At 62.7% G+C, this 24604-nt stretch carries 20 protein-coding genes; 12 read left to right on the top strand and 8 right to left on the bottom strand.

The window, feature by feature from the left end; all coding sequences use genetic code 11:
- Positions 1-42 precede the first annotated feature (42 nt).
- The 8 genes from GR158_RS07725 (at position 43) to GR158_RS07690 (ending at position 10869) form a co-directional block, all read left to right on the top strand.
- Positions 43-987, top strand: a complete 945-nt coding sequence (locus tag GR158_RS07725; protein WP_160870615.1) for a sugar-binding transcriptional regulator — start codon at positions 43-45, stop codon at positions 985-987.
- A 220-nt stretch (positions 988-1207) separates the two neighbouring features.
- A complete protein-coding gene (locus tag GR158_RS07720) occupies positions 1208-1708 on the top strand; it encodes an RNA polymerase sigma factor (RefSeq protein ID WP_160870614.1) in 501 nt (166 codons plus the stop codon).
- A gap of 118 nt (positions 1709-1826) precedes the next feature.
- Positions 1827-2822: a FecR family protein gene (locus tag GR158_RS07715; protein ID WP_246665565.1), complete on the top strand. Its 996-nt coding sequence runs from the start codon at positions 1827-1829 to the stop codon at positions 2820-2822.
- A 127-nt stretch (positions 2823-2949) separates the two neighbouring features.
- Positions 2950-5595, top strand: a complete 2646-nt coding sequence (locus GR158_RS07710; protein WP_160870613.1) for a TonB-dependent receptor — start codon at positions 2950-2952, stop codon at positions 5593-5595.
- 90 nt (positions 5596-5685) lie between these two features.
- Positions 5686-6468 (top strand): hypothetical protein, encoded by a 783-nt coding sequence (locus tag GR158_RS07705; RefSeq protein WP_160870612.1) that lies wholly within the window; start codon positions 5686-5688, stop codon positions 6466-6468.
- A 13-nt stretch (positions 6469-6481) separates the two neighbouring features.
- Entirely contained in the window at positions 6482-8299 is a 1818-nt protein-coding gene (locus GR158_RS07700; protein WP_371731627.1) for a type I secretion system permease/ATPase, read from the top strand.
- Entirely contained in the window at positions 8286-9596 is a 1311-nt protein-coding gene (locus GR158_RS07695) for an HlyD family type I secretion periplasmic adaptor subunit (RefSeq protein ID WP_160870611.1), read from the top strand. The genes GR158_RS07700 and GR158_RS07695 overlap by 14 nt, the downstream gene beginning before the upstream one ends.
- 172 nt (positions 9597-9768) lie before the next feature.
- Complete coding sequence (locus tag GR158_RS07690) at positions 9769-10869, top strand: hypothetical protein (protein WP_160870610.1); 1101 nt, start codon at positions 9769-9771, stop codon at positions 10867-10869.
- A 281-nt stretch (positions 10870-11150) separates the two neighbouring features.
- Here the strand turns inward: GR158_RS07690 and GR158_RS07685 are convergent, their stop codons facing one another.
- On the bottom strand, positions 11151-11351 hold the full coding sequence (locus GR158_RS07685; protein ID WP_134648830.1) for a cold-shock protein: 201 nt from the start codon (positions 11349-11351) through the stop codon (positions 11151-11153).
- A gap of 376 nt (positions 11352-11727) precedes the next feature.
- Here GR158_RS07685 and GR158_RS07680 point away from each other — a divergent pair, with 376 nt between their 5' ends.
- The 3 genes from GR158_RS07680 (at position 11728) to GR158_RS07670 (ending at position 15119) form a co-directional block, all read left to right on the top strand.
- Complete coding sequence (locus GR158_RS07680; protein WP_160870609.1) at positions 11728-12627, top strand: DMT family transporter; 900 nt, start codon at positions 11728-11730, stop codon at positions 12625-12627.
- A 316-nt stretch (positions 12628-12943) separates the two neighbouring features.
- Positions 12944-13399, top strand: a complete 456-nt coding sequence (locus tag GR158_RS07675; protein WP_160870608.1) for a hypothetical protein — start codon at positions 12944-12946, stop codon at positions 13397-13399.
- A gap of 220 nt (positions 13400-13619) precedes the next feature.
- Positions 13620-15119, top strand: a complete 1500-nt coding sequence (locus GR158_RS07670) for a DegQ family serine endoprotease (protein ID WP_160870607.1) — start codon at positions 13620-13622, stop codon at positions 15117-15119.
- Between the two features lie 57 nt (positions 15120-15176).
- Here GR158_RS07670 and GR158_RS07665 read toward each other — a convergent pair whose 3' ends face one another.
- From GR158_RS07665 to GR158_RS07640, 6 genes are all read right to left on the bottom strand, one after another.
- On the bottom strand, positions 15177-16589 hold the full coding sequence (locus tag GR158_RS07665; RefSeq protein WP_160870606.1) for a PepSY domain-containing protein: 1413 nt from the start codon (positions 16587-16589) through the stop codon (positions 15177-15179).
- A 217-nt stretch (positions 16590-16806) separates the two neighbouring features.
- Positions 16807-17199 (bottom strand): hypothetical protein, encoded by a 393-nt coding sequence (locus GR158_RS07660; RefSeq protein WP_160870605.1) that lies wholly within the window; start codon positions 17197-17199, stop codon positions 16807-16809.
- Positions 17200-17672: 473 nt separating this feature from the next.
- On the bottom strand, positions 17673-19193 hold the full coding sequence (locus tag GR158_RS07655; RefSeq protein WP_160870604.1) for an MFS transporter: 1521 nt from the start codon (positions 19191-19193) through the stop codon (positions 17673-17675).
- A gap of 89 nt (positions 19194-19282) precedes the next feature.
- On the bottom strand, positions 19283-20422 hold the full coding sequence (locus GR158_RS07650; protein WP_160870644.1) for a fumarylacetoacetate hydrolase family protein: 1140 nt from the start codon (positions 20420-20422) through the stop codon (positions 19283-19285).
- 116 nt (positions 20423-20538) lie between these two features.
- Positions 20539-21816 (bottom strand): L-fuconate dehydratase, encoded by a 1278-nt coding sequence (locus GR158_RS07645; RefSeq protein ID WP_160870603.1) that lies wholly within the window; start codon positions 21814-21816, stop codon positions 20539-20541.
- Between the two features lie 61 nt (positions 21817-21877).
- Positions 21878-22612 carry an SDR family oxidoreductase gene (locus GR158_RS07640; protein WP_160870602.1) on the bottom strand — a complete coding sequence of 245 codons (735 nt, stop codon included), beginning with the start codon at positions 22610-22612 and terminating at the stop codon, positions 21878-21880.
- A 154-nt stretch (positions 22613-22766) separates the two neighbouring features.
- On the opposite strand from GR158_RS07640, the gene GR158_RS07635 reads away from it, so the two are divergent.
- Positions 22767-23585, top strand: a complete 819-nt coding sequence (locus tag GR158_RS07635; protein ID WP_371731626.1) for an IclR family transcriptional regulator — start codon at positions 22767-22769, stop codon at positions 23583-23585.
- A gap of 11 nt (positions 23586-23596) precedes the next feature.
- On the opposite strand, the gene gcvA is transcribed toward GR158_RS07635, so the two are convergent.
- Positions 23597-24526, bottom strand: coding sequence for a transcriptional regulator GcvA (gcvA, locus tag GR158_RS07630; protein ID WP_160870600.1), 930 nt, complete (start codon positions 24524-24526; stop codon positions 23597-23599).
- Positions 24527-24604 lie beyond the last annotated feature (78 nt).

Raw genomic sequence — 24604 nt, 5'->3', positions numbered from 1 at the left:
GAACACCCCCAAGACCGTATTGGCCGAAGAAAAGCCCCGCCTATGCAGTTTGGCGCCGATCTGCCCTTGTGGGTGGCGTGGCTTTATTACGAAGAAGGCCTCAAGCAGGACGAGATCGCTACACGGCTCGGCATATCCCGATCCTCGGTGTTCAACCTGCTTCAAAAGGCGCGAGACGAAGGCATCGTCACGATCACAATCGACCCGACCCGTCTCGAGCGCGCCGACCTATCGGTCGAGCTGAAGGAGAAAGGGCAGCTCGCCGAGTGTTATGTCCTGCCCTCATCGTCGGGCGGAGCCGCGCTTTCCGAACAGATCGGGCGGCTCGGGGCACGGATTTTCGAACAGAAGTTGGAAAAGGACGACGTTGTCGGCGTTGCGTGGGGGCGCACGGTCATGGCGTTGTCGAAGGCGCTTTCACCGACCAGCATGCCAGGCGTCACAGTTGCCCAGGTCACCGGCAGCTCGATAGCAACCTACGACTTCTCCCCGGAATTGTGCACGTCCAACATCGCCGCGCGCCTGAATGCGCGCTGTGTCAACCTGCACGCGCCGGGTGTCGTGTCCAACGCGAAAATGAAGTCGCTCCTCATGCAGGAGCCCATCGTCGGACAGCATTTCGACCTTCTGCGGCACTGCACGAAATCGCTCTTCGGCGTTACCCACATCACAGGCCCCACCCTGCTGGAAGATACCGGCGTCATGACGGAAGAACTGCTTCGGCAGTATCAGGACAAGGGTGCGGTCGGCTTCGCCTCAGGCTACTTTTTCGACATCGACGGCGCGATCATCCGCACAGGTTTCGATGACCGCCATCTCGTCATGCCTCTCGACGATTTCCTGAATGTGCCGGAACGCCTTTGTATCGGCGGCGGCCCGGAAAAGGTGGATGCGATCCATGGGATGCTGAAGGCCCGCATCGCCACCATCCTGATAACCGATCAGGAAACGGCAAAAGCCGTTTGCGCGAACCTGAGCGTCGTCTAGACCAGAGCGGTCTTGCCTCGCGCACAGTTTGAGCACCGCATTGCCAGATGCAGTATCCGCACCGCTTGCAACGACGTATCTGCGATATCCATCCGCTGGAAATAACATGATTGCAATACTCAGCTTATTGTGGCTATCACACTCACAAACGGCAATTCAGGAGTGCCGGTGTCCTGCGAAAAGAAATGCTGGACCGTGACGGAAGGCGCTTGGCGGGCATATGGGCAGTCAGGGACGGGATACGCGCAACGACGCCTATGTGGCCTATCGCGCCGAACTGGTGCGGTATGCCACGCCGATTCTCGGTTCCCGGGAAGATGCCGAGGATATCGTGCAGGAGGCTTTCGTGCGCTTCGTGCCGGAGGCGGCGGATGAGCCCTCGCGGCTCAAGTCCTACCTCTACCGCATCGTGCGCAACCTCGCCTTCGACACGAGGCGGCGGCGCCGGCTTGAGGCGCGCGGACATCCCGACGATACGCCCTGGTGGGGCCTGCCGCAAAACCACGACACGCCCGAGGAACAAGTTCTCTTGTGTGATCGGGTTCGTCAGGTCGAAGCCGTCATGGAGACGATGCCGACACAAAAGCGCATGGCGCTCGAAATGCATCGTTTCGGCGGCTACCGCATCGAGGAGATTGCGCGCCATCTTGGTGTTTCGACATCGAGCGCCCATCGGCTGATTCAATCCGGGCTGGCCGAGCTGCTGAAAAAGATACTCTAGGAAAGAGAAATCGTATCCGTTCCTGAGAAAATCTCCGGAGCTATTCGTCTTATAGGTGACGAGTACATTCGCGAGGGCGGCTTCTGCGGGTACAGGCGAGACGAAGGCGATGACCGGCATGCGCGATACAGGAACGGACATACCCCAGGCCATTGCCGAAGAGGCGGCCGGATGGATGATTGCCCTGCAGGAAGAGCCGGGCGACCACCTCTGCCGGGACAGGTTCGAGCATTGGCTCGACCAGTCCGAACAACACCGGCAGGCGTGGTCGCGCTTGCAGGTCGCCTGGCAGGCCCTCGGCGCAACCGTCCCCGTCCTCAAGGAGAGCTGGAAGGACGCCGCGCACGCCTCGGCCTCTCCGAGACCCTACCATCCGCGCCGCGCAGGCTTGGCACGTCGCGCTGGTATGTTCGGGGCGGCAGCCGCCGCCTTGCTCTGTCTCGCGTTCATCGTCGGGCCGGCCATCATGCTTCGCATGGAAGCCGACTACAGGACGCAGACCGCCGAAAGCCGGACCATTACACTGGAAGACGGCAGCCTCGTTCACCTTTCCGGTGCGAGCGCCATTGCAACGGATTTCGCAAACGGGCGCCGTGCCGTGCGCCTCCTTGCGGGTGAGGCCTTTTTCGAGGTCACACGGGATAAAAACCGTCCCTTCACCGTCGACGCCAACGGCGTCGCGGTCACGGTTCTCGGCACGAAATTCGATGTCCATACCGATGGCGACCTGACCGTCGTCGCGCTCGCGGAGGGTTCCGTCAAGGCATCTGTCGGCCGGGATGCGACGGAGGAATTTCTCGCGCCCGGCGACCAATTGACGGCCAACAGCGCCACCGGCGAAGTGTCGCGCGCGACGATCCCGGTTTCCGATATCGCCACGTGGCGCGACGGGAAGATATTCGTGGTGGATGCCACGATCGGCTCCGTCGTGGAGCAGATCCGCCGCTATCACCCCGCCTGGATCTCACTGCCCGACAGCACCTTGGCCAGCCGGCGGGTGACAGGCTTCTACGACCTTCGCAATCCCGATCAGGCGCTACAGGCGCTCGTCATGCCCTATGGCGGCAAAGTGCGACGCGTCTCGCCGATAGCACGGCTCATCAGCCGCTTCTGATAATAAAAATATGACTGAAATAATCAAGGTTTAGCGTAAAGTACGAAAAAAGCTGGGAAAAAATCCGCAGCTGTCCGTCTTTCCGTTGAGTGCCGCATGAAGCGCGCTGCAACGAAGAGACGAAGACATGCATACCACATACCCGGTGACGCCGCTTGCGAAAGGCAACGGAACCGTCCGCTCTCACACGGTATTTCTCGCGACGACGGCGCTCGCTTTGATGTGTGCGTGCGCACCAGCACTGGGACAAAATGCGCAGACGACCGAAAGCGTGTCCGAGGACAGTGCAACGGGTACGGCACGTATTGCCTTCAACATTCCGGCCCAAACACTGGCCAATGCCGTGGGTGCCTTTGGCCGGCAATCCGGCCTCCAGGTCACCCTTTCTGCCACGCAGGCGGGAGACATCCGAACGAACGCTGTTGTCGGCAGTTTCACACCGTCGGAAGCCCTTTCGCGCATGCTTGCCGGCACCGGTATACAGGGTCGTGTCAGCGGCAGTTCGGCCATTCTGAGCGGCGGCGGTCAAGCGTCCGATCTCGGCGCGACCGATGGCTCGACGGTGCTGGAAACCATCAATGTGGGAAAAGGTCCGCGGAGCGCCTCCAGCGGCGCCGGTTTCCAGGGCACACCCGACTGGGTCTACGAGACGCCGGCAAGTGTCAGCGTCGTATCGCGCGAGGCCATCGAGAAGAAGCAGCCGCGCAACGCCTATGACCTGTTTTCCGGTGTCTCCGGCGTTTCGGTCGCCGGTGCGGCGCAGAACCCCGGTGTTGCCATCAATGTGCGGGGCTTGCAGGACCAGACCCGCGTCACGACGACGATCGACGGTGCGCGCCAGAACTTCCAGCAGGCGGGACACGGCTACACGTCGAATGTCTATGTCGATCCCGCGCTGATCAGGACCGTGGAGATCGACAAGAATGCCGGCGCCGGTGTCGGCAGCGGCGGTTCGCACGGCGGCGTCGTGGGCTTCCGAACACTGACGGCCGACGATGTGCTTCTCGAAGGCCACAATGCCGGCGGCTGGATCGACGCGACCAGGGGCACCAACGCCTACGAGTTCTACGGCTCGGCAGCGCTCGCAGCCCGCACCGACGACGGCATCGACATCGTGGCGGCGCTCAGCCGCAAGAACCTCGACACCTACCAGATCGGCAAGAATGGAACGCTGGAGGGCAATCCCGGCGGCGACAAGCCCGTCTTCACCGGCTCGGACATCACATCCGGCCTCATCAAGGCCGGCCTCGACCTGGAAAACGACCAGCGCATCGAGTTGGGCTTCGTCGGCTACGATGCACGCTTCACGACCAGCACCGCGCTCGCCACGAACGAAAACACCAACCACGTGCGCAATCTGACGGGCACGCTGACCTATACCTACAATCCCGACGATCCGCTGTTCGACCTGAAAGGCCAATTGTGGTGGAACCGGACGGAAAACCGTCAATGGCGCTCGGGCCGTAACGACTATGGCGAGTTTGATGTCGACTACGGATTGAACACCTATGGTCTCAGCCTGGAGAATACCAGCCGGGTCGCGCTTCCCACCGGCGAGCTTTCCTTCCATTACGGGACGGAAATCTTCCTCGACCGCGCTGACACGGGCGTCCTCAACAGGGACCCCGGCGATGCAGGCAACGCCTGGTGGTTCAGCGGTCCCAACCCGACAGGCGAGCGCTGGCTTTCGAGCACGTTCGCCACGGCGAAATACGAGCATGAGGATTGGTTGGAAGCATCCGTGGGTGGACGCTACGATTACTACAAGATCAAGGGTTCATCGCGGATCGACGGCGGTACGGAGACATACCTCGTCGACCCCGGTGTCTGCCGCGTTTACTGGCCGCCAAATCGAAACAACGGCGAATGCCGAATTTGGGTGACGCGACCGGTTTATGGCGTGCGAGACATCGTCCACGATATCGCCCTCGACCATTCCGCAGGACGCTTCTCACCGGAAGCACTGGTTGCCGTAAAGCCATGGAACGGCGTCCAGATCTTCGGGAAATATGCCGAAGGCTTCCGCCCCGGAACGCTCGGCGAAATGCTGTTGGGCGGCTCGCATATCGGCAACCTGATGGACTATGCGCCGAACGCGAACCTCAAGCCGGAAACCTCGCAAACGTGGGAGGCGGGCATCAACATCACCGCCGACGACCTGCTGGCCGGCGGAGACAGCCTGCGGCTCAAGGCGGCCTACTTCGACAAGACGATCGCAAACTACATTGCGCTTGGAACCGTGAGCGGAAACCCTGCAGCTGGCGGTCAGGTCAGCAGCTACTACGCCTATACGAACCTTATCGGCGATTCACGCCTGCGCGGTGTCGAGATCGAGGGCAACTATGACGCCGGCCCCTACTATGCCGGCGGCTCGTTTACCTACACCAAAGGTGACTTTCCCAAGACATACAGCGACAACCCCTGGGGCAATGCGACGTCGACGGGCAATGGATCGATCCTCTATGTATCCGTTGCCCCGAAGTACCGCTTCACCGCCGATGTCGGCGTTCGGTTCTTCGATGACAGGCTGAATGTCGGTGCGCGCGCCAACCGTGTCGTTCCCTCCGACCAGATCGGCCTGTTCGCGAGCGGCTACAAGGCCAAGCCCTTCACCACCTTCGACATCTATGGCTCCTGGGATTTCAACGAGAATGCCTCGCTGCGCTTCGCCGTCAACAACCTGACCGATGTCGCCTATGTCGACCCGATGAACTCATCCGATTTTCCAGCACCCGGCCGCACCGCGACCCTGTCGCTCAAGGTCAGGTTCTGATCCCGCAATCGCGCCGGTTCACACATGACCCGGCGTGAGACCAGCCGCATCCATGGTCCGGATGCAGCTAACCCCTAGAAAGGAAAACAAATGGCAACGATCGATTTCAATGACGCCAACAACGACGGCCTTGGCATTGACTTCCTCGGTTATCTGGAGGCGTGGGACGCGAGCTTCACGCCTGGTTACTATGGCTTCTTCTCCACCAATCCGGTCGATTTTTCGGGTAACCAGTTCGCCGTCGCCGACAGCAACAGCGCGACGGTCGGTGGTGTGGGCAGCGCCGACACCGTGGTGCTCGATTCCGGCAGCGCGGGGGATCTCTATTACGATATGACGTCGCACGTTCTCGCGGGCGCCGTCGATGGCGCGACCTTCGGCCGGGGGCTCAGCTACAATTCCGGCACGGACACGTTCTCGCAGTCCTCATGGGACATCGACATCAACGGCCTCGGGCTGACCGGCACAGGTGCCGCAAACCCCGTGCACAATTTCGTCTACGGCATCATGCAGGGCAATCCGGCAAACCTGATCAGCGTGCTGAACAGCCAGAACAACACGTTCAACGGCAGCGCGGGCGACGATGTGCTCTACAGCTTCAACGGCAACGACACGCTGACCGGCAATGGCGGATACGATACCTTCATTTTCGGTGGTACCGATGGCAACGACGTGATCACCGACTTCAATGCCGCCGAAGACATCATCGATATCTCCGCATGGGCGGCCGGAAGCGCACTTTCCGTGACCTATGCCTATGATGCCGCCAGCGGCCTCTACGACGCCACCATCACGGATGGCGTGAACGGCAGCATTTCCGTCCAGGACATTGCGAACAATTCGCTGGTCAGCGGCGTGAACCTGTTCGTCTGAGAAGTTTGCTGTAGTGTTGGTAGCCCCACAGCAGGCCCCGTCGCAGTCTCTGACTGCGGCGGTCGCCTCACCTCTCAGACGAGCATCCCTGGGGATAGCGCTCATCAGCGGCGTGGTCAACGTTCTGGCGCTGACCTCGCCGCTCTTCATGCTTCAGGTCTATGACCGCGTCCTCGCAAGCGGCAGCGTGCCCACCCTCGTTGGGCTCGCTATCCTGGCGGCAGGGCTTTACCTGTTCCAGGCAGGGCTCGATATCGTCCGGGCGCGTGTCCTGTTGCGCATCGGCGAGCACGTGGACGGCGTGCTCTGCGGCCCCGTGCACGATGCCGTCTTGCGCCTGCCTCTCGTTGCGCGCATGCCGGGCGACGGGCTCCAGCCTTTGCGCGACCTGGACAATGTCCGCGGCTTCCTTTCCGGACAGGGCCCGACCGCTTTTTTCGACCTGCCCTGGATGCCGCTCTATCTCGGCATCTGCTTCCTGTTTCATTTCTGGATCGGCGTGACGGCGCTTGCCGGTGCCGTCGTGCTCGTCTCCCTGACCATTCTCGCCAATGCGCTGTCGCGGAAGCCCGTTCGTGAGAGCATCGCCCACAACATGGCCCGCAACGGTCTCCTTGAAGCCACGCGCCGCAATGCCGAGATCGTGCAGGCGCTCGGGCTCTCCGGGCGACTGGAAGCGCGGTGGCGGCGGGCGAACGCGGACTATCTCGCCGCCAACCGCCGAGCCGGCGATATCGCGGGTGGCCTCGGCAGCCTGTCGAAGACCTTGCGCCTGATGCTGCAATCGGCGGTGCTCGGCGTTGGCGCCTGGCTGGTCATCGAACAGCAGGCGACCGGCGGCATCATGATCGCGAGCTCCATCATGGTGGGGCGGGCGCTTGCCCCGGTCGACCTGGCGATCGCAAGCTGGAAACCCTTCCTCATGGCGCGGCAGAGCTGGAAGCGCCTGCAGGATCTGTTCGGGAAAATCCCGCCTGTGCCGGAGACGATGGCTTTGCCGGCACCACGCCGCGACCTTCGTGTCGAGAACGTCACCATCGTGCCGCCCGGCGAGAAGCGGCCGACGGTGGCCGGTGTCGGCTTCCAAATTCAGGCCGGCAGCGCGCTCGGCATCATCGGACCCTCCGGCTCCGGCAAATCGACGCTTTCGCGCGCGCTTGTCGGCGCATGGGCCGCAGCGGGCGGCAAGGTGCGCCTCGACGGCGCCAGTCTTGACCAGTGGGACCGCGAAGCACTCGGGCGCCATATCGGCTACCTGCCGCAGGGCGTCGAGCTGTTCGACGGCACAATCGCCGAGAACATCGCGCGCTTCGAGGAGGATGCCGACGCCGAGGCCATCGTCGCGGCTGCCCGGACCGCCGGCGCCCACGATCTGATCCTGCGCTTCGAGGAGGGATACAAGACGCGCATCGGCGAATCTGGCTCTTCCCTTTCAGCCGGGCAGCGCCAACGCATCGGGCTGGCGCGGGCGCTTTACGGCGATCCGTTCCTCGTCGTGCTGGATGAGCCCAATGCCAATCTCGATGCCGAAGGCGAGGCCGCGGTCGTGCGCGCCATTGCTTCGGTGCGCGAACGCAACGGCATCGCGGTCGTGGTCGCGCATCGTCCAAGCGCCATCGGCGTGGTCGATCAGGTCTTGATGATGGAGGGGGGACGCCAGAAGGCATTCGGCCCGCGCGACGCCGTCCTCGGACAGGTGCTGAAGCCTGCTCACGCAGGCAGAAACGGCTTTGCCGCGACCGGCCATGGGATCATGCCGCTGCGCGTCGTCGCAAACCCCGCGAAATCCGAAAAACACAGCGAGCCGGAAAAGACAGATGGCGACACCTGACGTGACAACCGTGACCCGCTCCATCCGCCTTCACCTTGCAGCGGGCCTTGCGCTGGTGGGCCTGCTTGCCGGCGGCGTCGGCGGATGGGCGGCGACGACGCAGCTCGCCGGCGCGGTGGTGGCGTCCGGCCATTTCGTCGTCGACTCCTATCCCAAGAAGGTGCAGCACGCCAAAGGCGGCATCGTCGGGGAAATCCGCGTGCAGGAAGGCGAAACGGTGAAGGCCGGCGAGGTCGTCCTGCGGCTCGATGCCACGCAGACCCGGGCCAATCTTGCTATCGTCACGAAGCGGTTGAACGAGCTTCACGCCCGCCTCGCACGCCTTGAAGCCGAGCGCGACGACAGGGCGGCCATCGACTTTCCGCCGGACCTGAGCATGGACAGCACCGATCCCGACATCATCTCGGCGGTCAGGAGCGAAACCCGCCTTTTCGAATTCCGGCGCGAAGCGCGCAACGCGCGCAAGGCCCAGCTCGCAGAACGCATCGCCCAATATGAGCACGAGATCGAAGGGCTGAAGGCGCAGGAAACAGCCTATGCCGGCGGGCTTACGGTGCTGCGCACCGAAATCGCCTCGCAGGAATCACTTCACGACAAGGGCGTCGTCTCGGTCCAGCGTCTCAACAGCCTGAAGACCCAGGCAGCGACCTATGACGGCGAGCGCGGCGAGAAGATCGCCTACCAGGCGCAGACGCAGGGCAAGATCACCGAGACGCGGCTCCAGATTCTTTCCATCGACCAGGACATGAAGACGGAAGTCGGGCGGGAACTGCGCGAAATCCAGGGACAGATCGGCGAATTTGTCGAGCGCAAGGTGGCCGCCGAAGACGAGCTGAAGCGCATCGATATCCTGGCGCCGCAAACGGGCATCGTGCACCAGCTCGCGGTGCATACGGTCGGCGGCGTGGTCAACCCGGCTGAAACGATCATGCTGGTCATCCCCGAGGGAGATGATCTCGCACTCGAAGTCCGCATCGCGCCGCGCGACATCGACCAGATCCAGCCCGGGCAGCGCGCAGTCCTCCGGCTCTCGGCGTTCAACCAGCGCACGACGCCGGAACTGTCGGGTCGCGTCTCGCGCATCGCCGCCGACCTCACGGTCGAAGAAAGGACCGGCCTCTCGTTCTATGTCGTCCGCATCGCTGTGCCGCATGAAGAGATGCAGAAGCTCGGTGGTCTCACGCTGCTTCCCGGCATGCCGGCCGAGGCGATGATCCAGACCGGTGAGCGCACCGCCCTCTCCTATCTCGTCAAGCCGCTTGCCGATCAGCTCAACCGCGCCTTCCGGGAAGAGTGAACGGCCTTATTGGGCTCGGCTTGTCACCACGCACCGCGTTGACAGCGAAATGCCTTTGGCGAAGGCGTGTGCCGGCTCATCGCATGCCGCAGCGCAAAATTTCAGCGAATGAATGGCGATCCTGCGCCGTCTTCCCCATGGCAGACAATAACAGAACCACTTCAGGCATATCATGACGTTTCCGACAATAAAGCTTCCCGCCCGCCCCCTTGCCATCAAGCGCGGGACGATCTCCACCCCGTTTGTCTATTACTTCTCCATCCCCATCCTGCTGGCGATCGCCGTCTTCATGATGATGTCGGAGGCGCCGGGCATTCTGCGCGACTACACGATCAGCCAGAATCCGGTTTTCGTCGATGGCACGATCGACGGCAGCTGCAAGACGCGGAAAGCCGTCTTCACGACTTGCGAGGTCGATCTTTCCTACGAACAGGGCGGCCAGCGCTACGACAAGGATGTCGAGATCATGTTCGTCGACATCCATAGCGGGGATTATGAAACGGGCCTTGTCGTTTCGGGCGATCACCCCGAACTCGCGACGATCACGCTCGGTCTGGACATGCTCTGGAACCGGATCATCACGCTGTCGGTCTTCACCGTACTGCTCGGCGGCGGCGGTCTTGTGATGATCTTCATGCTGCTGCGTTTCTGGCGCGTCAGCGGCCAGCTCAGCAAGCCGGCGCCGCTCACGGTGGTCCCGGTTGAGATCACCGGCATGGATACGAAGCGCAATCGCCTCAACGTCACCTATGCCGACCGCGTCAGCGAGCGGAAAACCAAACGGGTCGCCTTCACCCGCTTCGAGCGCGGACAGGAGCCGATCATCGTTGGCGATGCCGGCAGCAACCTGGTCGCGCTTGCCGTCTGGCACGGCAACACCTCGCTCCCCGTCCTGCTGGATGACCGCCTGGAGCGGATCGAGATGACGGAGCAGGAACGCGCTGCCGCACTCGCGCCGCTTCACGAACTGGCGCAGTCGACCGACCACGCGTCCGCCACCAGCCACGTCGTGCCGGAAAAGCAGGGCATGTCGCTCGCACGCAGGGCGGGCGGTTTCGCGCTCGTCCTTCTGCTGCTTGTCGGCGGCATTTTCGCCTATTGGCTCTGGTATGTGACCAGCGCGCCGTCACAGTACAATTCACCTGGAATGGACATCAACAACATGATGCCCGAGGCGCTCAACAGGTGGGGTTGCGACCAGCTGAAAAGCCGCTTCGGCGACGGCAACGCACCGTTCGGCTGCACGGCCCCCGACCACATCAGCTGGAAATGAAGGCAGGCATTCACCCGCACGCCGACGCATTGATCGTTCATGCACGGTCGATATCATCGATAAACAAGGCGCAGCTGTATAGGCTGCGCTTTTTTCTTGCCGACGGGACGGCGCAGCAAAACACACCGTTCGTTTCAAACGGCCGGCCAGAGCTTTATCTATAATGCGTTTTGAGAAAAGGATGCTGCGTCCAGGCGCAAAAGGCCATAGCAGTCTGGGACCTCAGATCGACCGAGGTCGGGATACGGACGCCGGATGAACTCCGGCGTCCGTAAAATCAATTAGATAACGCGAACGTTCTCAGCCTTGGACTTACCGGTCTTGCGGTCCTGTCCCATGTCGTAGCTGACGCGCTGTCCGTCGCTCAATGTGCCGCCCTGAACTGCGGAGATATGGACGAAAACGTCGGTTCCGCCGTTTTCGGGTGTGATGAAGCCAAACCCTTTGTCGGTGTTAAAGAATTTGACTGTGCCGTTCGCCATGATTTATCTCCAGAATTCAGCGATGGACGATGGGGCGCAAACCTACAGGTGCATGGCCGCAGCCGCAATACCCTCATTTGCTTTGAAGCAAGCAAATAGTCGTTTTCTCTCATTTTGCCTGCAATCGCTTATCTACACTATACACCGCAACGCCAGAACCTGTGGGATTTCGGTCAAATTCCGTACGTTCGGCTAGCACAACCCAGCTTTCCCCTTGGCAAAACGCCGGAAAACGATCAAACAGGCGGGTCTCTTCGTCTGGATGCAGCCGTTACGGCCATGTATCGCAGAAGCCTTCCTGGATCGTCCGAATGCGCACTCCCCCGATTTTCGCCGACACGACACCGATTCCCGCCACCGCAGGCAGGATATCGTCATGAGCGTGGGGCTGATTGACTCGCGGCCGCTTGCCGGAATCGCACTCGCCTCGGCCGGCTATGCCTGCTTTGCGCTGCAGGACGCGCTGGTGAAGTGGCTGGTTGCGACCTACGAAGTGCCGCAGATCCTCTTCATGCGCAGCGTGGTGATCGTGCTGGTCTCCGGTGTGCTGATACGCTTCTACCGTCATCCTTCGATCTTGAAGAGCCCCTATCGCGGAACCGTCGTGCTGCGCGCCGCGCTGATGCTGATCGCATGGCTGCTCTATTATAATGCCGCGCGCTATCTCGGGCTGGCGGAACTGACGACGCTCTATTTCTCCGCGCCGATCATTACCGTCTTTCTGTCCATCCTCGTCCTGAAGGAAGCTGTCGGGGCGGGCCGATGGATAGCCTGCGTGGTCGGTTTCGCCGGCGTGGTGATTGCAGCAAATCCGTCGCACTCCCCCAACCTCATCCCCGCGGTCATGTGCCTCGTCGCCGGCTTCTGCTGGGCCTGGAGCACGATCCTCATCCGCCTGGTCAGCCGCAGCGAAAGCACGCTGACGCAGATGTTTGCGACCAGCCTGCTATTCGGCCTCGCCTGCGCGCTGTCGTTTCCCTGGATCTGGCGCACACCGGATGCGGAAGGCTGGGCGCTGATGCTGGCGCTCGGTGTTATCGCGACGATCGGACAGTACCTGCTTTACGAGGGGTTCCGCTATGCGCCGGCATCGGCACTTGCGCCGGTGGAATATACCGGGCTCATCTGGGCCTTCATCTATGGCTACGCGATCTGGGCGGAAATCCCGGCCCTGAACGTCTTCATCGGCGCGATCTTCATCGTGACGGCAAGCCTTGTGCTGGTCTATTGGGAGCGGCGTAGCGACCTGATCGCGAAAAAGCGGCTCATGTCATGACACGCCGCGAGCGCTCACCGCGCGGGAAACATTACAGGCATGTCATGTGTCGGCGGCCGAGCCTGAATACGGCTGCGGGGACAATCCATTGAATCCAAAAGATATTTTTCGCCAAGACCGATGCAGCGCTCCGCGAAGTCGGCAATATTTTGGCAAATCCGCCCTTCGAAACTTTATTTAATTGTAACATGACCCCGCGAGCCGGGTGGACCTATAAATGATGCCAGGCTGGATGCCGCCGGCGGTTGGAAACCGCGACGCGACGGCACCGGACAGCCTGCCGGGGAGAATTCTCCCCTTTTCGAGGACACGCACCATGCGCTCGACATTCAAGACCATCGCTCTTGCCGCCACTGTTCTTTCGCTCGCCGCCGGCGGCGCCTTTGCTGCCAGCCGGTCAGCAAATCCAAATCCGGCTTTGCAAGACCACTACCGCTATGATCGCGATTACGGGGATCACGACTCCGCTGACAATTTCATGATGCCGGTACAGCCCGCCCCCGTGCGCATGACGCCCGCCATGACCTACAAGCCGCGCCTGCACCAGGTTCTTGCCGGTGTCCGCTCGGCGGAAAAGAGCATCCGCAGGGAAGAAGCCATGCACAAGCTTTCGGCTGGCGCCGCAGGGCGTCTCCAGGCCGAGGCTCGCGGCATTCGCCAGCGGGCGATCGCAGTCGCCGACGCCAATCATGGCTCGCTTCCGAAGGCGAACTACCAGCGCCTGGAAGCCGCCGTCCGCAAGCTCGACCGGGATATCGTCCGTTTGAGCTGAGACCTCCGGTCGGCGGGTCACGTTCGATCCGCTGAGAAATAGCGCCGCCTCCGCCCTTGGCGGCGGCCGGCGTCGCGTCAAGGCCTCACCCTGGTGCCTTCCGCGCCGCCCCCTCACCTCGAAGCAACAACAAGACCGGCCGGCAAGCAGCACGGCCGGAGTGCCGCTGCTCGTCCAGACAATGGGCAGCGCAACACCGAGCAGAACAAAGGAAACGACCATGATCAGGATACTTCAAAGACATCGCGCCGCAGCGCTTCTCGGTGTCGCATTGCTGGCGGCGCCGATCGCGACCTCCGGCCTTGTCGGCGCTCGAAACGCGCAGGCGGCAGCACCTGCAAGCATCAATTCCCCCCTTGCGGATGGATCGTTCGCCTCCATCGTTTCGACCGACAAGCCGGCTGTCGTCACCATCACGACGGTCCTGAAGGCCGAGAACGCTTCGTCCGACGGCGCCATGCCGTTCGGCGGGGCCTCCCCGTTCGACCAGCAGTTCCGCGACTTCTTCGGTGAACGCCAGATGCCGCAACCGCGCAGCGAAAAGGCCCAGGCCCTCGGCTCCGGTTTCGTGCTGACGAGTGACGGCTATATCGTCACCAACAACCACGTCATCGACAAGGCGAGCACGATAAAGGTGACGCTGGACGACGGGACGGAGCTTCCCGCCAGGCTGATCGGCGCCGATCCGAAATCGGACCTCGCCGTGTTGAAAATCGAAAGCGACAAGCCGCTGGCGACGATCGGCTGGGGCCAGTCCGATAAACTGCGGGCGGGCGACCCGATCCTTGCCATCGGCAATCCGTTCGGCATCGGCACGACGGTCACGGCGGGTATCGTCTCGGCACGCGGCCGCGATCTCCACAGCGGACCATACGACGACTTCATCCAGATCGATGCGCCGATCAACCATGGCAATTCCGGCGGTCCTCTGGTCGGGCTCGATGGCAAGGTGGTCGGCATCAACACCGCGATCTACTCGCCGAACGGCGGCAGCGTGGGCGTCGGCTTCGCCATTCCGTCCGACCAGGCGCAGACCGTCGTCGCCAAGCTGATGAAGGACGGCTCCATCGAGCACGGCTTCATCGGCGTGCAGATCCAGCCCGTGACATCGGACATTGCTGACGCCATCGGGCTTTCCAAGCCGGCCGGCGCGCTGGTGGCCCGGGTCGACGACGGCACGCCTGCGGCGGCGGCCGGCATACATTCCGGCGACGTCATCACGGCGCTTGGCGGCAAGCCTGTCGCCTCCCCGCGCGAGCTCTCCCGCATGGTGGCGGACCTGACGCCCGGCGAAAAGGAGGGTCTTACGGTCTGGCGCGACGGCGCCACCAAGGACCTCTCTGTCGTCATCGGTAACAATGACGATGGCGGACAGGTCGTGGCCGACGCGGGCGGCAAATCGGGCAAGGCAGAACAGCGCGTGCCGACCATCGGCGTACAGCTCGGCGACCTGACGGCGGACATGCGCGAATCCCTCGGCCTGCCGAAGGACGAGAAGGGCGCCATCGTGGAGGGCGTCAATCCGGACAAGCCGGCCGCTGACGCGGGCCTCCAGCCCGGCGATGTCATCCTCTCGGTGAACCAGAAGCCGGTCGGTTCGGCGAGCGAAGCCAAGACTGCCGTCGCCGACGCCGGCAAGGCGGGCCGCAAGGCCGTGCTGCTTCTCGTGCAGCGCCAGGACGAGCAGACCTTCGTCACCGTCCCCTTCGCCGCAGGCTGATGGCCTGACCGCCGCCCGGTCGAAGCCGGGCGGCGGTCCTTTTTTACTTTCAGTCCGTCAGCTCAAAGCCTTCTTCAACGGCCGTATGTTGCGGATGATCAACAGGTCCAGGCAGAGTACCGTCACAAGGACCGCTCCCGTCAGCGGAAACAGCAGCGACACCGCCAGCATGACGACGGCACCGGTCTTCCAGAGCGGGCCCGGTTCGCTGATATTCGGCGCGAAGAGGCGGACGGCACCCTTGGGACGACGCTTCCACCACATCACGACACCGCTCGCCGACAGGAACACGATCGACAGGCAGAAAAGCGTGTTGAGCACGAGGTTCCACAGGCCCATGTCGCCCTCGTGAAACGCGATGCCGACGGCCATCGCCTTGCCGGGCAGGCCGTAATCCGCAAAGCCGACATCGGCGAGAACCTTGCCGGTATATTGATCGACATGGACCGTGCGATCGGATAGCGGGTCGGAGCTGTCATTGCTCATCGTATCGCGGGCAATGGTCCAGACGCCCGTTTCACCATTCGGGAAAGCGAGCTGGAAGCGCTGGTCGAAGCCGAGCTTGCGGGCGAGCGCTACGACCGCATCGATCGTGACAGGCTCGCCTTGCGGCGTTCCCGCAATGCCGGCATCCGAGCCCGAGGCGGGCATCGGCGTCTGCTCCAGCGTCCACGGCACCTGCTTGATGCCGCCATGGTTCATGCTGGCATGGGTGATGTCCGACAGGGGAACGTTATCCCACTTCTGTGCCGGAAAGGTGCTCCAGGCCTGCGTCATGCGCTCGCCCCACACGCCCGCCCAGGTGAGGCCGGAGAGCAGGAAAAGCACAAGAACGAGAGACACATAGAAGCCGATGCTGAGATGCAGCGACTTCCATAACTGCCGCCCCTTCGCCGACAGATCGGGCACGAGCGCCGCGCGCAATCCCTTTCCGTCGCGCGGCCACCAGAGATAGAGGCCCGTGATGACAAGCACGATACCGAAGCCCGCCGCGATCTCGATCAGCCTGTCGCCGACGGTGCCGAGGAGCAGCGTGCCGTGGATGTCGTTGGCGAGATCATATAGGGCATCGCGCCGGCTCCACTGACCGACAACATCCGCCGTGTAAGGATTGACGGCGACCATCGAGGCAGCGCCGTCGTGATCGATACGGAAGACCGAGACCCCATCTGCGGTGCGCGGCGCGATATATTGAACCACTTGCCCGGGCACGGCGATGAAGGCCGCACTCGCCTGCTTCGACACGGCGGTGACCGATTGGCCCGGCGTGACCCTGAACGCGTTCTCACCGTCGCGGCCGACCAGGACGCCGGCCCACAGCATGATGAGCCCGGTGACCGCAAGCATGATGAGGAACGGCGCGACATAGAGACCGGCATAAAAATGCCAGCGCCAGGCGGTGAGATAGAACCGGCGCGAAAGGCCGGCGGTTTCATTCGGAGGCGATGATAGCCCCGTTACGGTGGACATGGAGAGAACCTCTCGAAATTCTCGTATCGACAGAGAAATTTGTTTTTGAGAGGCCGTTCGGGGGCAATCCAGCGGGATCGCTGGAGGAACAAGGACGCTTACCCTTGCTTGACGCGATTCCTTCGATGCCATCGAACAGCCCGATCGTTCGCTTCTGCTTGAAGAAGCGGCGAAGCTGAACGGGCCGGCCGCCTATAGCGTGGCTTCCGTCCCGCGATCAGACGATGGCGGGTGGTCCGCGTGGGCTTGCGTTTGGCGGGAGAAGCTTACGGTAGGCGCCCTCGATCGCAACGGGCAGATCGAATGAAGCGGCAAATGCGATGCGGGCGCCGATGATGTCGGCGGGTTCCGGTACCAGGATATCGCCGGCGATCCGGCATGCCTCGCAGCGCGGCGCCTGGCCATGGGCCTTGCCCCCATCGTCATGACCGGCGAGGCATAGGTCCGGCAGCGTCCCGTCCGGAAGCGTGTAAAGCGCGATTTCGGCGGGGGTATAGGCCTGGGCGGCCAGGACCGGCGTGCGGTGGCCAAAGGCGATAGCCACCAGCGCGATGGTGCAAAGAATGCACACCGCCCATTCAAAGCTCCTGCTCAGATCCCGCCGCGCCATATCATCCCCTCGGCATAGCAAGACAGGCGATAGCAGCAACATGGCTGCGCCGCAACACGGGGGTCGCGGCGGAACCATATGTTAGAACCGCATATTGAAACCCATTCTTCCCGTCAGCGCGTAGCTGTCGCGGAAGTTCCTGAGACTGGTGATCAAGCAGCCAAGTAGGATGGCACGCGACAGACGTGGCGTCGCCGACCCCAACCTCGATCCGTTATGAACGCCCGCAACGACAGGCCGCCAAAGCACCGGGATCGACGGGGAGGGACAGAGCCCATCGCCGAGCAATGCGGATGAAACGAAATTCGGAGTTTTCACACAGAATCGAAATGGGCGCATCGTCTTCTCCGAGACCGAACTTAAATGAATGAAATAAAACCTTTCGAAATCAGAACATTATATCGTTAATTGTCGGTAAATTTTCGCGTCAGCCTGCCGACGGACGCGCTTTGAGAAACGGCGCTGATGCGACCCTAATGGTGCGCGCCACCCTTTTCGCGATAGCCGGCCAGCATGATGAGAACGAGAACGGCCAGCGCGCCGATCAGGCCGGCAGAGGTCGATAGAAGCACGGAATGCGTCGCCGTGAATGCCGCCTTTCCGGCGGAAATCAAAGCCTCTGCCTGTTCGGGGGAAAGCTGCTGGGCAACCAGATAGGTATCGCCGATCGATTCGGCCGCCTGCGCAGACTGTTCGGGTGACAAGCCGGCGGGAACGACGACCGTGTGGCCGAAGACGGCGGACATGAAGACGCCGAACACCGTGATGCCGATTCCCGTGCCGAGTTCATAGCCGGTCGCTTCGAGCGAGCCTGCGGCCCCGCCCCTTTCGGCCTCGACCGCGCCCATGATGGCAATGGAGGAGGCGGTCAGCCCGATGCTCAGCATCAGGCCCAGCACGGCGAGCATCAAGGGTACCATGACACCCGGGTGATGAAAGTCGCTCAGGGCGAGATAGGCGAGCGCAAGCGAGGAGGCGAACATGGACGCGCTTGCCACGATACGAAGGCCGAGAAGATTGGAGAGATAGCCCGCGACCGGGCCGCCGACTGCGGCGGCCGCCATGATCGGTATCATGAAGATGCCGGCTTGCAGCGGCGACTTGTCGAGCACGTACTGCAGTTCCTGCGCGAGCGTCAGCTCGACACCGGCCAGCGCGCCCGTCGCGACGACCGCCATGATCATGCCGGCCACGATCGCCGGACGGGAGAAAAGGGAGAGATCCAGCATCGGTTCGCTGGAATTCAGCTGCTTGCGGGCAAACAGGCCGAGCATCGCCATGCCGAACAGCAGCACCACCAGGACGACCGGCAGCGTGTGCTTGCCGCCGAAGCCGGCCTTGATGGCATAGACGAGCGAAATCATGCCGGCGATGAGCAGGAGCGCCTGCCCGATCGCCCACTTTCCGGGGCTGGTCACCTCGGCGCGCGGCAGGAGCAGATAGCAGGCCGGCGCGACGATCAGCATCACCGGCACATTGATGAGGAAGACCGAGCCCCACCAGAAATGCTCCAGCAGCGCGCCGCCGATCAAGGGGCCGATGGCGGCCCCTGCCGCCCCGACCGTGCCCCAAAGGCCAAGCGCCATCGCCCTTTCGGCGTCATCCTCGAAGGTGCGGCGGATAATGCCGAGCACGCAGGGCATGATCATCGATCCGCCGAGCGCGAGCAGCATGCGGGCGCCGATCAGCAGGGGCGCATTCGGCGCGAATGCCGCGAGCGCCGAGGCGATGCCGAACAAGGTCAGGCCGACAAGAAGAATACGCCGGTTGCCGACGCGGTCGGCCAGCGTGCCCATCGGCACGAGCAGGCCGGCCATCAGCAGAGGATAGATGTCGATGATCCAGAGAACCTGCGTGCTGGAGGCACCGAGCGCCTGCGTCAATGTCGGAACGGCGACATGCAGGATGGTCATGTCGAGCACGACGGGCAGGAAGGCAAGCATGACGGCGACAAGGACCAGCCAGCGTCCGGCATGGGATGGAGCAGAGGACATCATTCACCCGTTATGTAGTACGCCCAAGGGTATAAAGGGATGAATGCCGATTTCAATTTGAATGTCGGCCGTCAGGCAACCGGCCCGCCCTACAGCAGCCCGCGCGCCGCAAGATTGCGCATGAGATGGGATGCGCCGAAGGTCCAGGGCTGGCAGTCCGTCGACAGCCTCACCGTGTTGACGAGCGCACCGAGCCGGTCGTTTGAGATCGTCACGACATCACCGATCTTGTGCGTGAACCCCTCGCCCGGCGCATCACGGTCCTCGACGGGTGCGAATAGCGTGCCGAGGAACAGCACGAAGCCGTCGGGATATTGATGATGGGCACCACAGGTCTGGGCGACGAGATCCAGCGGATCCCGGCTGATCTCCCGCATGGAGCTTTTGCCGCGCAGCACGAAACCATCCTTGCCTTCGACGCGCAGGTCCAGCTCGGCATTGCGCACGTCGTCGATGGTGTAGGTGTCATCGAACAGGCGGATGAATGGTCCTATGGCGCAGGATGCGTTGTTGTCCTTCGCCTTGCCCAGCAGCAATGCCGAGCGCCCCTCGACATCGCGCAGGTTGACGTCGTTGCCAAGCGTGGCGCCCTTCACACGGCCCTGGCTATCAACGGCAAGCACGATTTCCGGTTCGGGGTTGTTCCACTTCGAAATCGGATGCAGGCCGACGGCCGACCCGGTGCCGACGGAGGACATGGCCTGCGCCTTCGTGAAGACTTCCGCATCCGGCCCGATGCCGACCTCGAGATACTGCGACCACAGGCCTTCCTCGATCAGGGCTGCCTTGACCCTCTGAGCATCGTCCGATCCGGCCTTCAGGTCGCGCAGGCTAGCGCCGATGATCTGCGATACCTTCTCGCGAATGCTGGCCGCCCGCGCGGGATTGCCGGCCGCACGTTCCTCGATGACGCGTTCGATCATCGAGCGGGCGAAGGTAACGCCGCAAGCCTTCACCGCCTGAAGATCGATGGGGGCGAGCAGGTGGAGCCGGGATGGATCGGGCTCACTGAGGGAAAGCAGGTTTTCCAGCGGCGCGATGTCCCGGCCCGGCGCATTGCGTACGACATCTGCGGGCGTTTCGTGCTCCAGCAGGTCGCGCATCGTGGCGCAATCCCTCGCCGTGATGTCGAAGACGCGGCCGTCGCGGACCGTCACAAGGGATGGCCCTGCAACTTCGGGGAGCCAGGCCCGGCCGACGAAGCATCCGGTGGCGAAGGTCGACGGGATATGGGTCACGGTGGCAGATGCTCCCTGTATGCTGATGTCACGGCTTATCTTTGCCGAATTCCGCGCAGGTGCAAAGGGTTGAACTCCTCAGCTCCGTGTGAAATCACCGAGATGCGTCACGGCCTGAATGTATAAGCCGCAATCGACGCCGGCTTCATCTCGCTGGAAAAGCCCGGCAGCGCGGGCGGCATGTAGGCGGCGTTCTCGATGCGGCAGGGATCGAGGAAATGCTCGTGCAGGTGGTCGACATATTCGATCACCCGGCCCTGTTTCGTGCCGGATACGGCGATGTAATCGATCATCGAGAGATGCTGGACATATTCGCAAAGGCCGACGCCGCCGGCATGCGGCCAGACCGGCAGGTCATATTTCGCGGCCATCAGCAGCACGGCGAGCACCTCGTTCAGCCCACCCATGCGGCAGGCGTCGATCTGCACGATGTCGATCGCGCCGCCGGCGATCATCTGCTTGAAGATGATGCGGTTCTGGCACATTTCTCCGGTCGCGACCTTTACCGGGTGAACCGCGTTGCGGATGGCCTTGTGGCCGGCAATATCGTCCGGGCTCGTCGGCTCCTCGATGAAGAACGGCTTATAGGGCTGCAGTTCCCTTACCCAGTCGATCGCCTGTCCCACCTCCCAAATCTGGTTGGCGTCGATCATCATGGTGCGCTCGTCGCCGATCACCTCGCGGGCGATGCGCAGGCGCCGCTTGTCATCTTCGAGATCGCGGCCGACCTTCATCTTGATATGGGTAAAACCCTGGTCGACGGCCTCCTGGCAGAGGCGGCGCAGTTTTTCGTCATCGTAACCGAGCCAGCCGGCCGAGGTCGTGTAGCAGGCATAGCCTTCCTTCTCGAGCGTTGCGATGCGCTCCGCCTTGCCCGGTTCCGCCTTCTTCAGGATGGCCAGCGCCTCCTCCGGTGTCAGCGCGTCGGTCAGGTAGCGGAAGTCGATGATATCGAGGATTTCTTCCGCGCGCATCTCGGCGACCAGGCGCCATACGGGCTTGCCGGCCTGTTTGGCGAGCAGGTCCCAGACGGCATTGACCACCGCACCCGTCGCCAGATGCATTGCGCCCTTGTCCGGGCCGATCCAGCGCAACTGGCTGTCACCAGTGACATGGCGCCAGAAGCGGCCGGGATTCTCCCGCACCCAGTCGAGATCGAGGCCGACGACGAGATGCTTCATGGCGTCGATTGCCGCGCAGCAGATCTCGTTGCCGCGGCCGATCGTGAACGTCAGGCCATGGCCCTCCAGCCCTGCCACATCCGTGCCGAGCACGACATAGGCGGCCGAATAGTCCGGATCCGGGTTCATGGCATCCGAGCCGTCGAGGCTCTGCGAGGTGGGAAAGCGCAGGTCGATCGAGCGAAGGCTGGTGATCTTGGTCATGGAAGCGGCCCTTGGAAGTGGTCGAATGGCCCTCGGTGCGATGCCGATGGCGGACAATGCATCAGATGGTCCAGCCGCCGTCGATGGCGTAGGCCTGGCCCGTCGTATAGGTGGCGCCGGCGAGATAGACGGCGAGGTCGGCGATCTCCTCCGGCGTGCCGATACGGCCGATCGGCTGGCGGGCGATGAAGGCGGCGCGTGCGGCCTCGAAATCGCCCTGTGCGCGCAGGCGATCCTGCAAAGACGGGCTCTCCACTGTGCCGGGGCAGATGCAGTTGCAGCGAATGCCCTGCCCGACATAATCGGCCGCGACCGATTTGGTGAGGCCAACGACGGCCGCCTTGGTGATGGTGTAGGCGGCGCGGTTCGGCACACCCTTCACGCTGGAGGCGACCGACGCCATGTTGATGATGGCCCCGTCCTTCCTTTCCAGCATCGCCGGCAGCACGGCACGGATGGTTCGCACCATGGCGCGGACATTGAGGTCGAAGGCAAAGTCGAGATCCTTGTCGGACATCTCCAGAATCGCGCCGGCATGCACAAAACCCGCGCAGTTGAAGAGCACATCGAACGGACCGGTGTCTGAGACGATGCGGGTGACGGCTTCCGCATCAAGCACATCCAGCACGTAGGTCTCGATATTGGCCTCGGCGGCGAGGCTTTTCAGGGCGTCGGCGTTGATATCGGTCGCAACGACCTTCGCGCCGGCGCGCGCGAAGGCGAGTGCGCTCGCCCGGCCGATACCCTGGCCCGCCGCGGTCAGGAGGACCCGCTTGTTTTCAAGGGAAAGGCTCATGTTTGCTCCTTGCATAAGGCGTCAGGCACCCGGATGGCGCAGGACGCATTACTATAATCTGCGGCGATGATCTGATTTAAATACAAATCATTTATTCATTTATAGTCAAGCAATATATGCCGCCGGCGCATTGCCGGCGTTGCGCCATGCGTATATGAATTTCAATATTCACAGGAGGTGGCGGTTGGCCGACGACGGGAATGATCGATACAGGGCGCCGGCCCTGGACAAGGGCCTCGACATCCTCGAATTGCTCGCCGCTGTCGACGGTGGGTTGACGCAGGCCGAGATCGCCAAACGGCTGGATCGCAGCCCGAACGAATTCTACCGCATGCTCGATCGCCTCGTGAAGCGTGGCTATGTCACGCGCATCGACGGCGATCGTTTCTCGCTGACCCTCAAGCTCTTCGGCCTCGCCCAGCTCCACGCGCCCGTTCGCCGGCTGGTTTCCTTTGCCGTTCCGTTGATGCGGGAACTTGCGGAGACATCGCGACAGGCCAACCAGCTCGTCGTTTTCGATCGGGGCAATCCCATCGTCATCGCGCAGCAGGAAGCGCCGGGATATTGGGGCATCTCCATCCGCGTCGGCTCGCGCATCAGCCTGTTCGATACGGGCTCGGGTCATGCCCTGCTTGCCTTCCGCTCGCCGGAAGAGCGCAGGCGCATGATCGCCGAACATGTCGGTGGCGGCGGAGACGATGCACGCGTAACGCCCGAATTTCTGGCGCGCCTCGACCTCATTCGCGCCCGCGGCCACGAGATGATGCCCAGCGCCCAGACGGCGGGCGTCATCAACCTGTCCGCCCCGGTGCTGGGCGCCGACGGCACGGCGATCGCCGCGCTGACCGTGCCCTACATCACGCTCATCAATGCGCCGGCCGCGCCCGACATCTCCACCACGATCCAGCTCCTGATGGATGCCACGAAAACGCTTTCGGACATGGCGGGCGCCGGCTTCTCGGCTGAAAGCTGAGCGACCGACCCTCACGCATTCGGTGCGGAGGGCTCAGCCGAGGCATGCTCCGAACCCAACCATTCGATGAACAGCCGCGCGCTTTCCTTGACCGGCCTTCGCGCCGGTATGACGACGAAGTAGGCCGCGCGGGTGCGGATCGACGCGTCGGTCAGGCGCACCAGGCGGCCCTGCTGGATAAGGTCGGACACAAGACGGCTCCAGCCGAGCGCAATACCCTGCCCGTTCATCGCGGCATAGATGACTTCGGTATAGAAGCTGCACCGGAGCCCCCGCCCCTTCTTCGGCGCCTTCATGGAAAACGCCGCGAACCATTCGTCCCATCCCGTCCAGGTCGGATCATCGGCATCGCTCGATATCAGTGGGTGATCCACGAGATCCGCCGGTGTCGCGACCGGGCCTTTCGCCTGTCTGTAATCGGGGCTGCATATGGGGAAGACTTCGTCTTCGAACAGGAACACCGCCTGTCCATCCGGCCATGTTCCCATGCCATAGCGCAGCGAAAGGTCGATATCGCCGCCTTCTGTTCCGATCCTAGCATCCTGGGTTATGATGCGCAGCTTGATTTCGGGATGCGCCCGCGAAAAGGCCGCAATGCGCGGCATCAGCCAGAAATGGGCGAAGGATATGGTCGCCGATATCGCCAGCTCGTCGTCCGGTCCCTCTGCGCGCAGGTCCGACACCGTATCGGCGATCAGGCTGAACGCATCCCCTGCCGCGGTGAACAGCATGCGCCCCTTCTCCGTAAGCTCGATCCTGCGATGCAGCCGGTGAAACAGCGGAAAACCGAAATCCTCCTCCAGAAGATGGATCTGGCGGCTGACGGCGGCCTGCGTCACGCCCAGTTCCGCGGCGGCGCGGGTGAAGCTGGCATGCCGCGCGGCGGCCTCAAAGGCCGTGAGCGCGGTCAAGGGCGGGAGTTTCCTGCGCAGATTTGCCAAAGCGGGCGGCCTTTCGAGAACGATGGGCTACGCATTACATTTAGTAATGCCATTCTTGCACATTTATGCCGTTGAGCA

It is taken from the genome of Shinella sp. AETb1-6, assembly GCF_009826875.1.
Lineage (GTDB): Bacteria > Pseudomonadota > Alphaproteobacteria > Rhizobiales > Rhizobiaceae > Shinella > Shinella sumterensis.
This window is presented reverse-complemented; position numbering and strand designations above follow the sequence as displayed.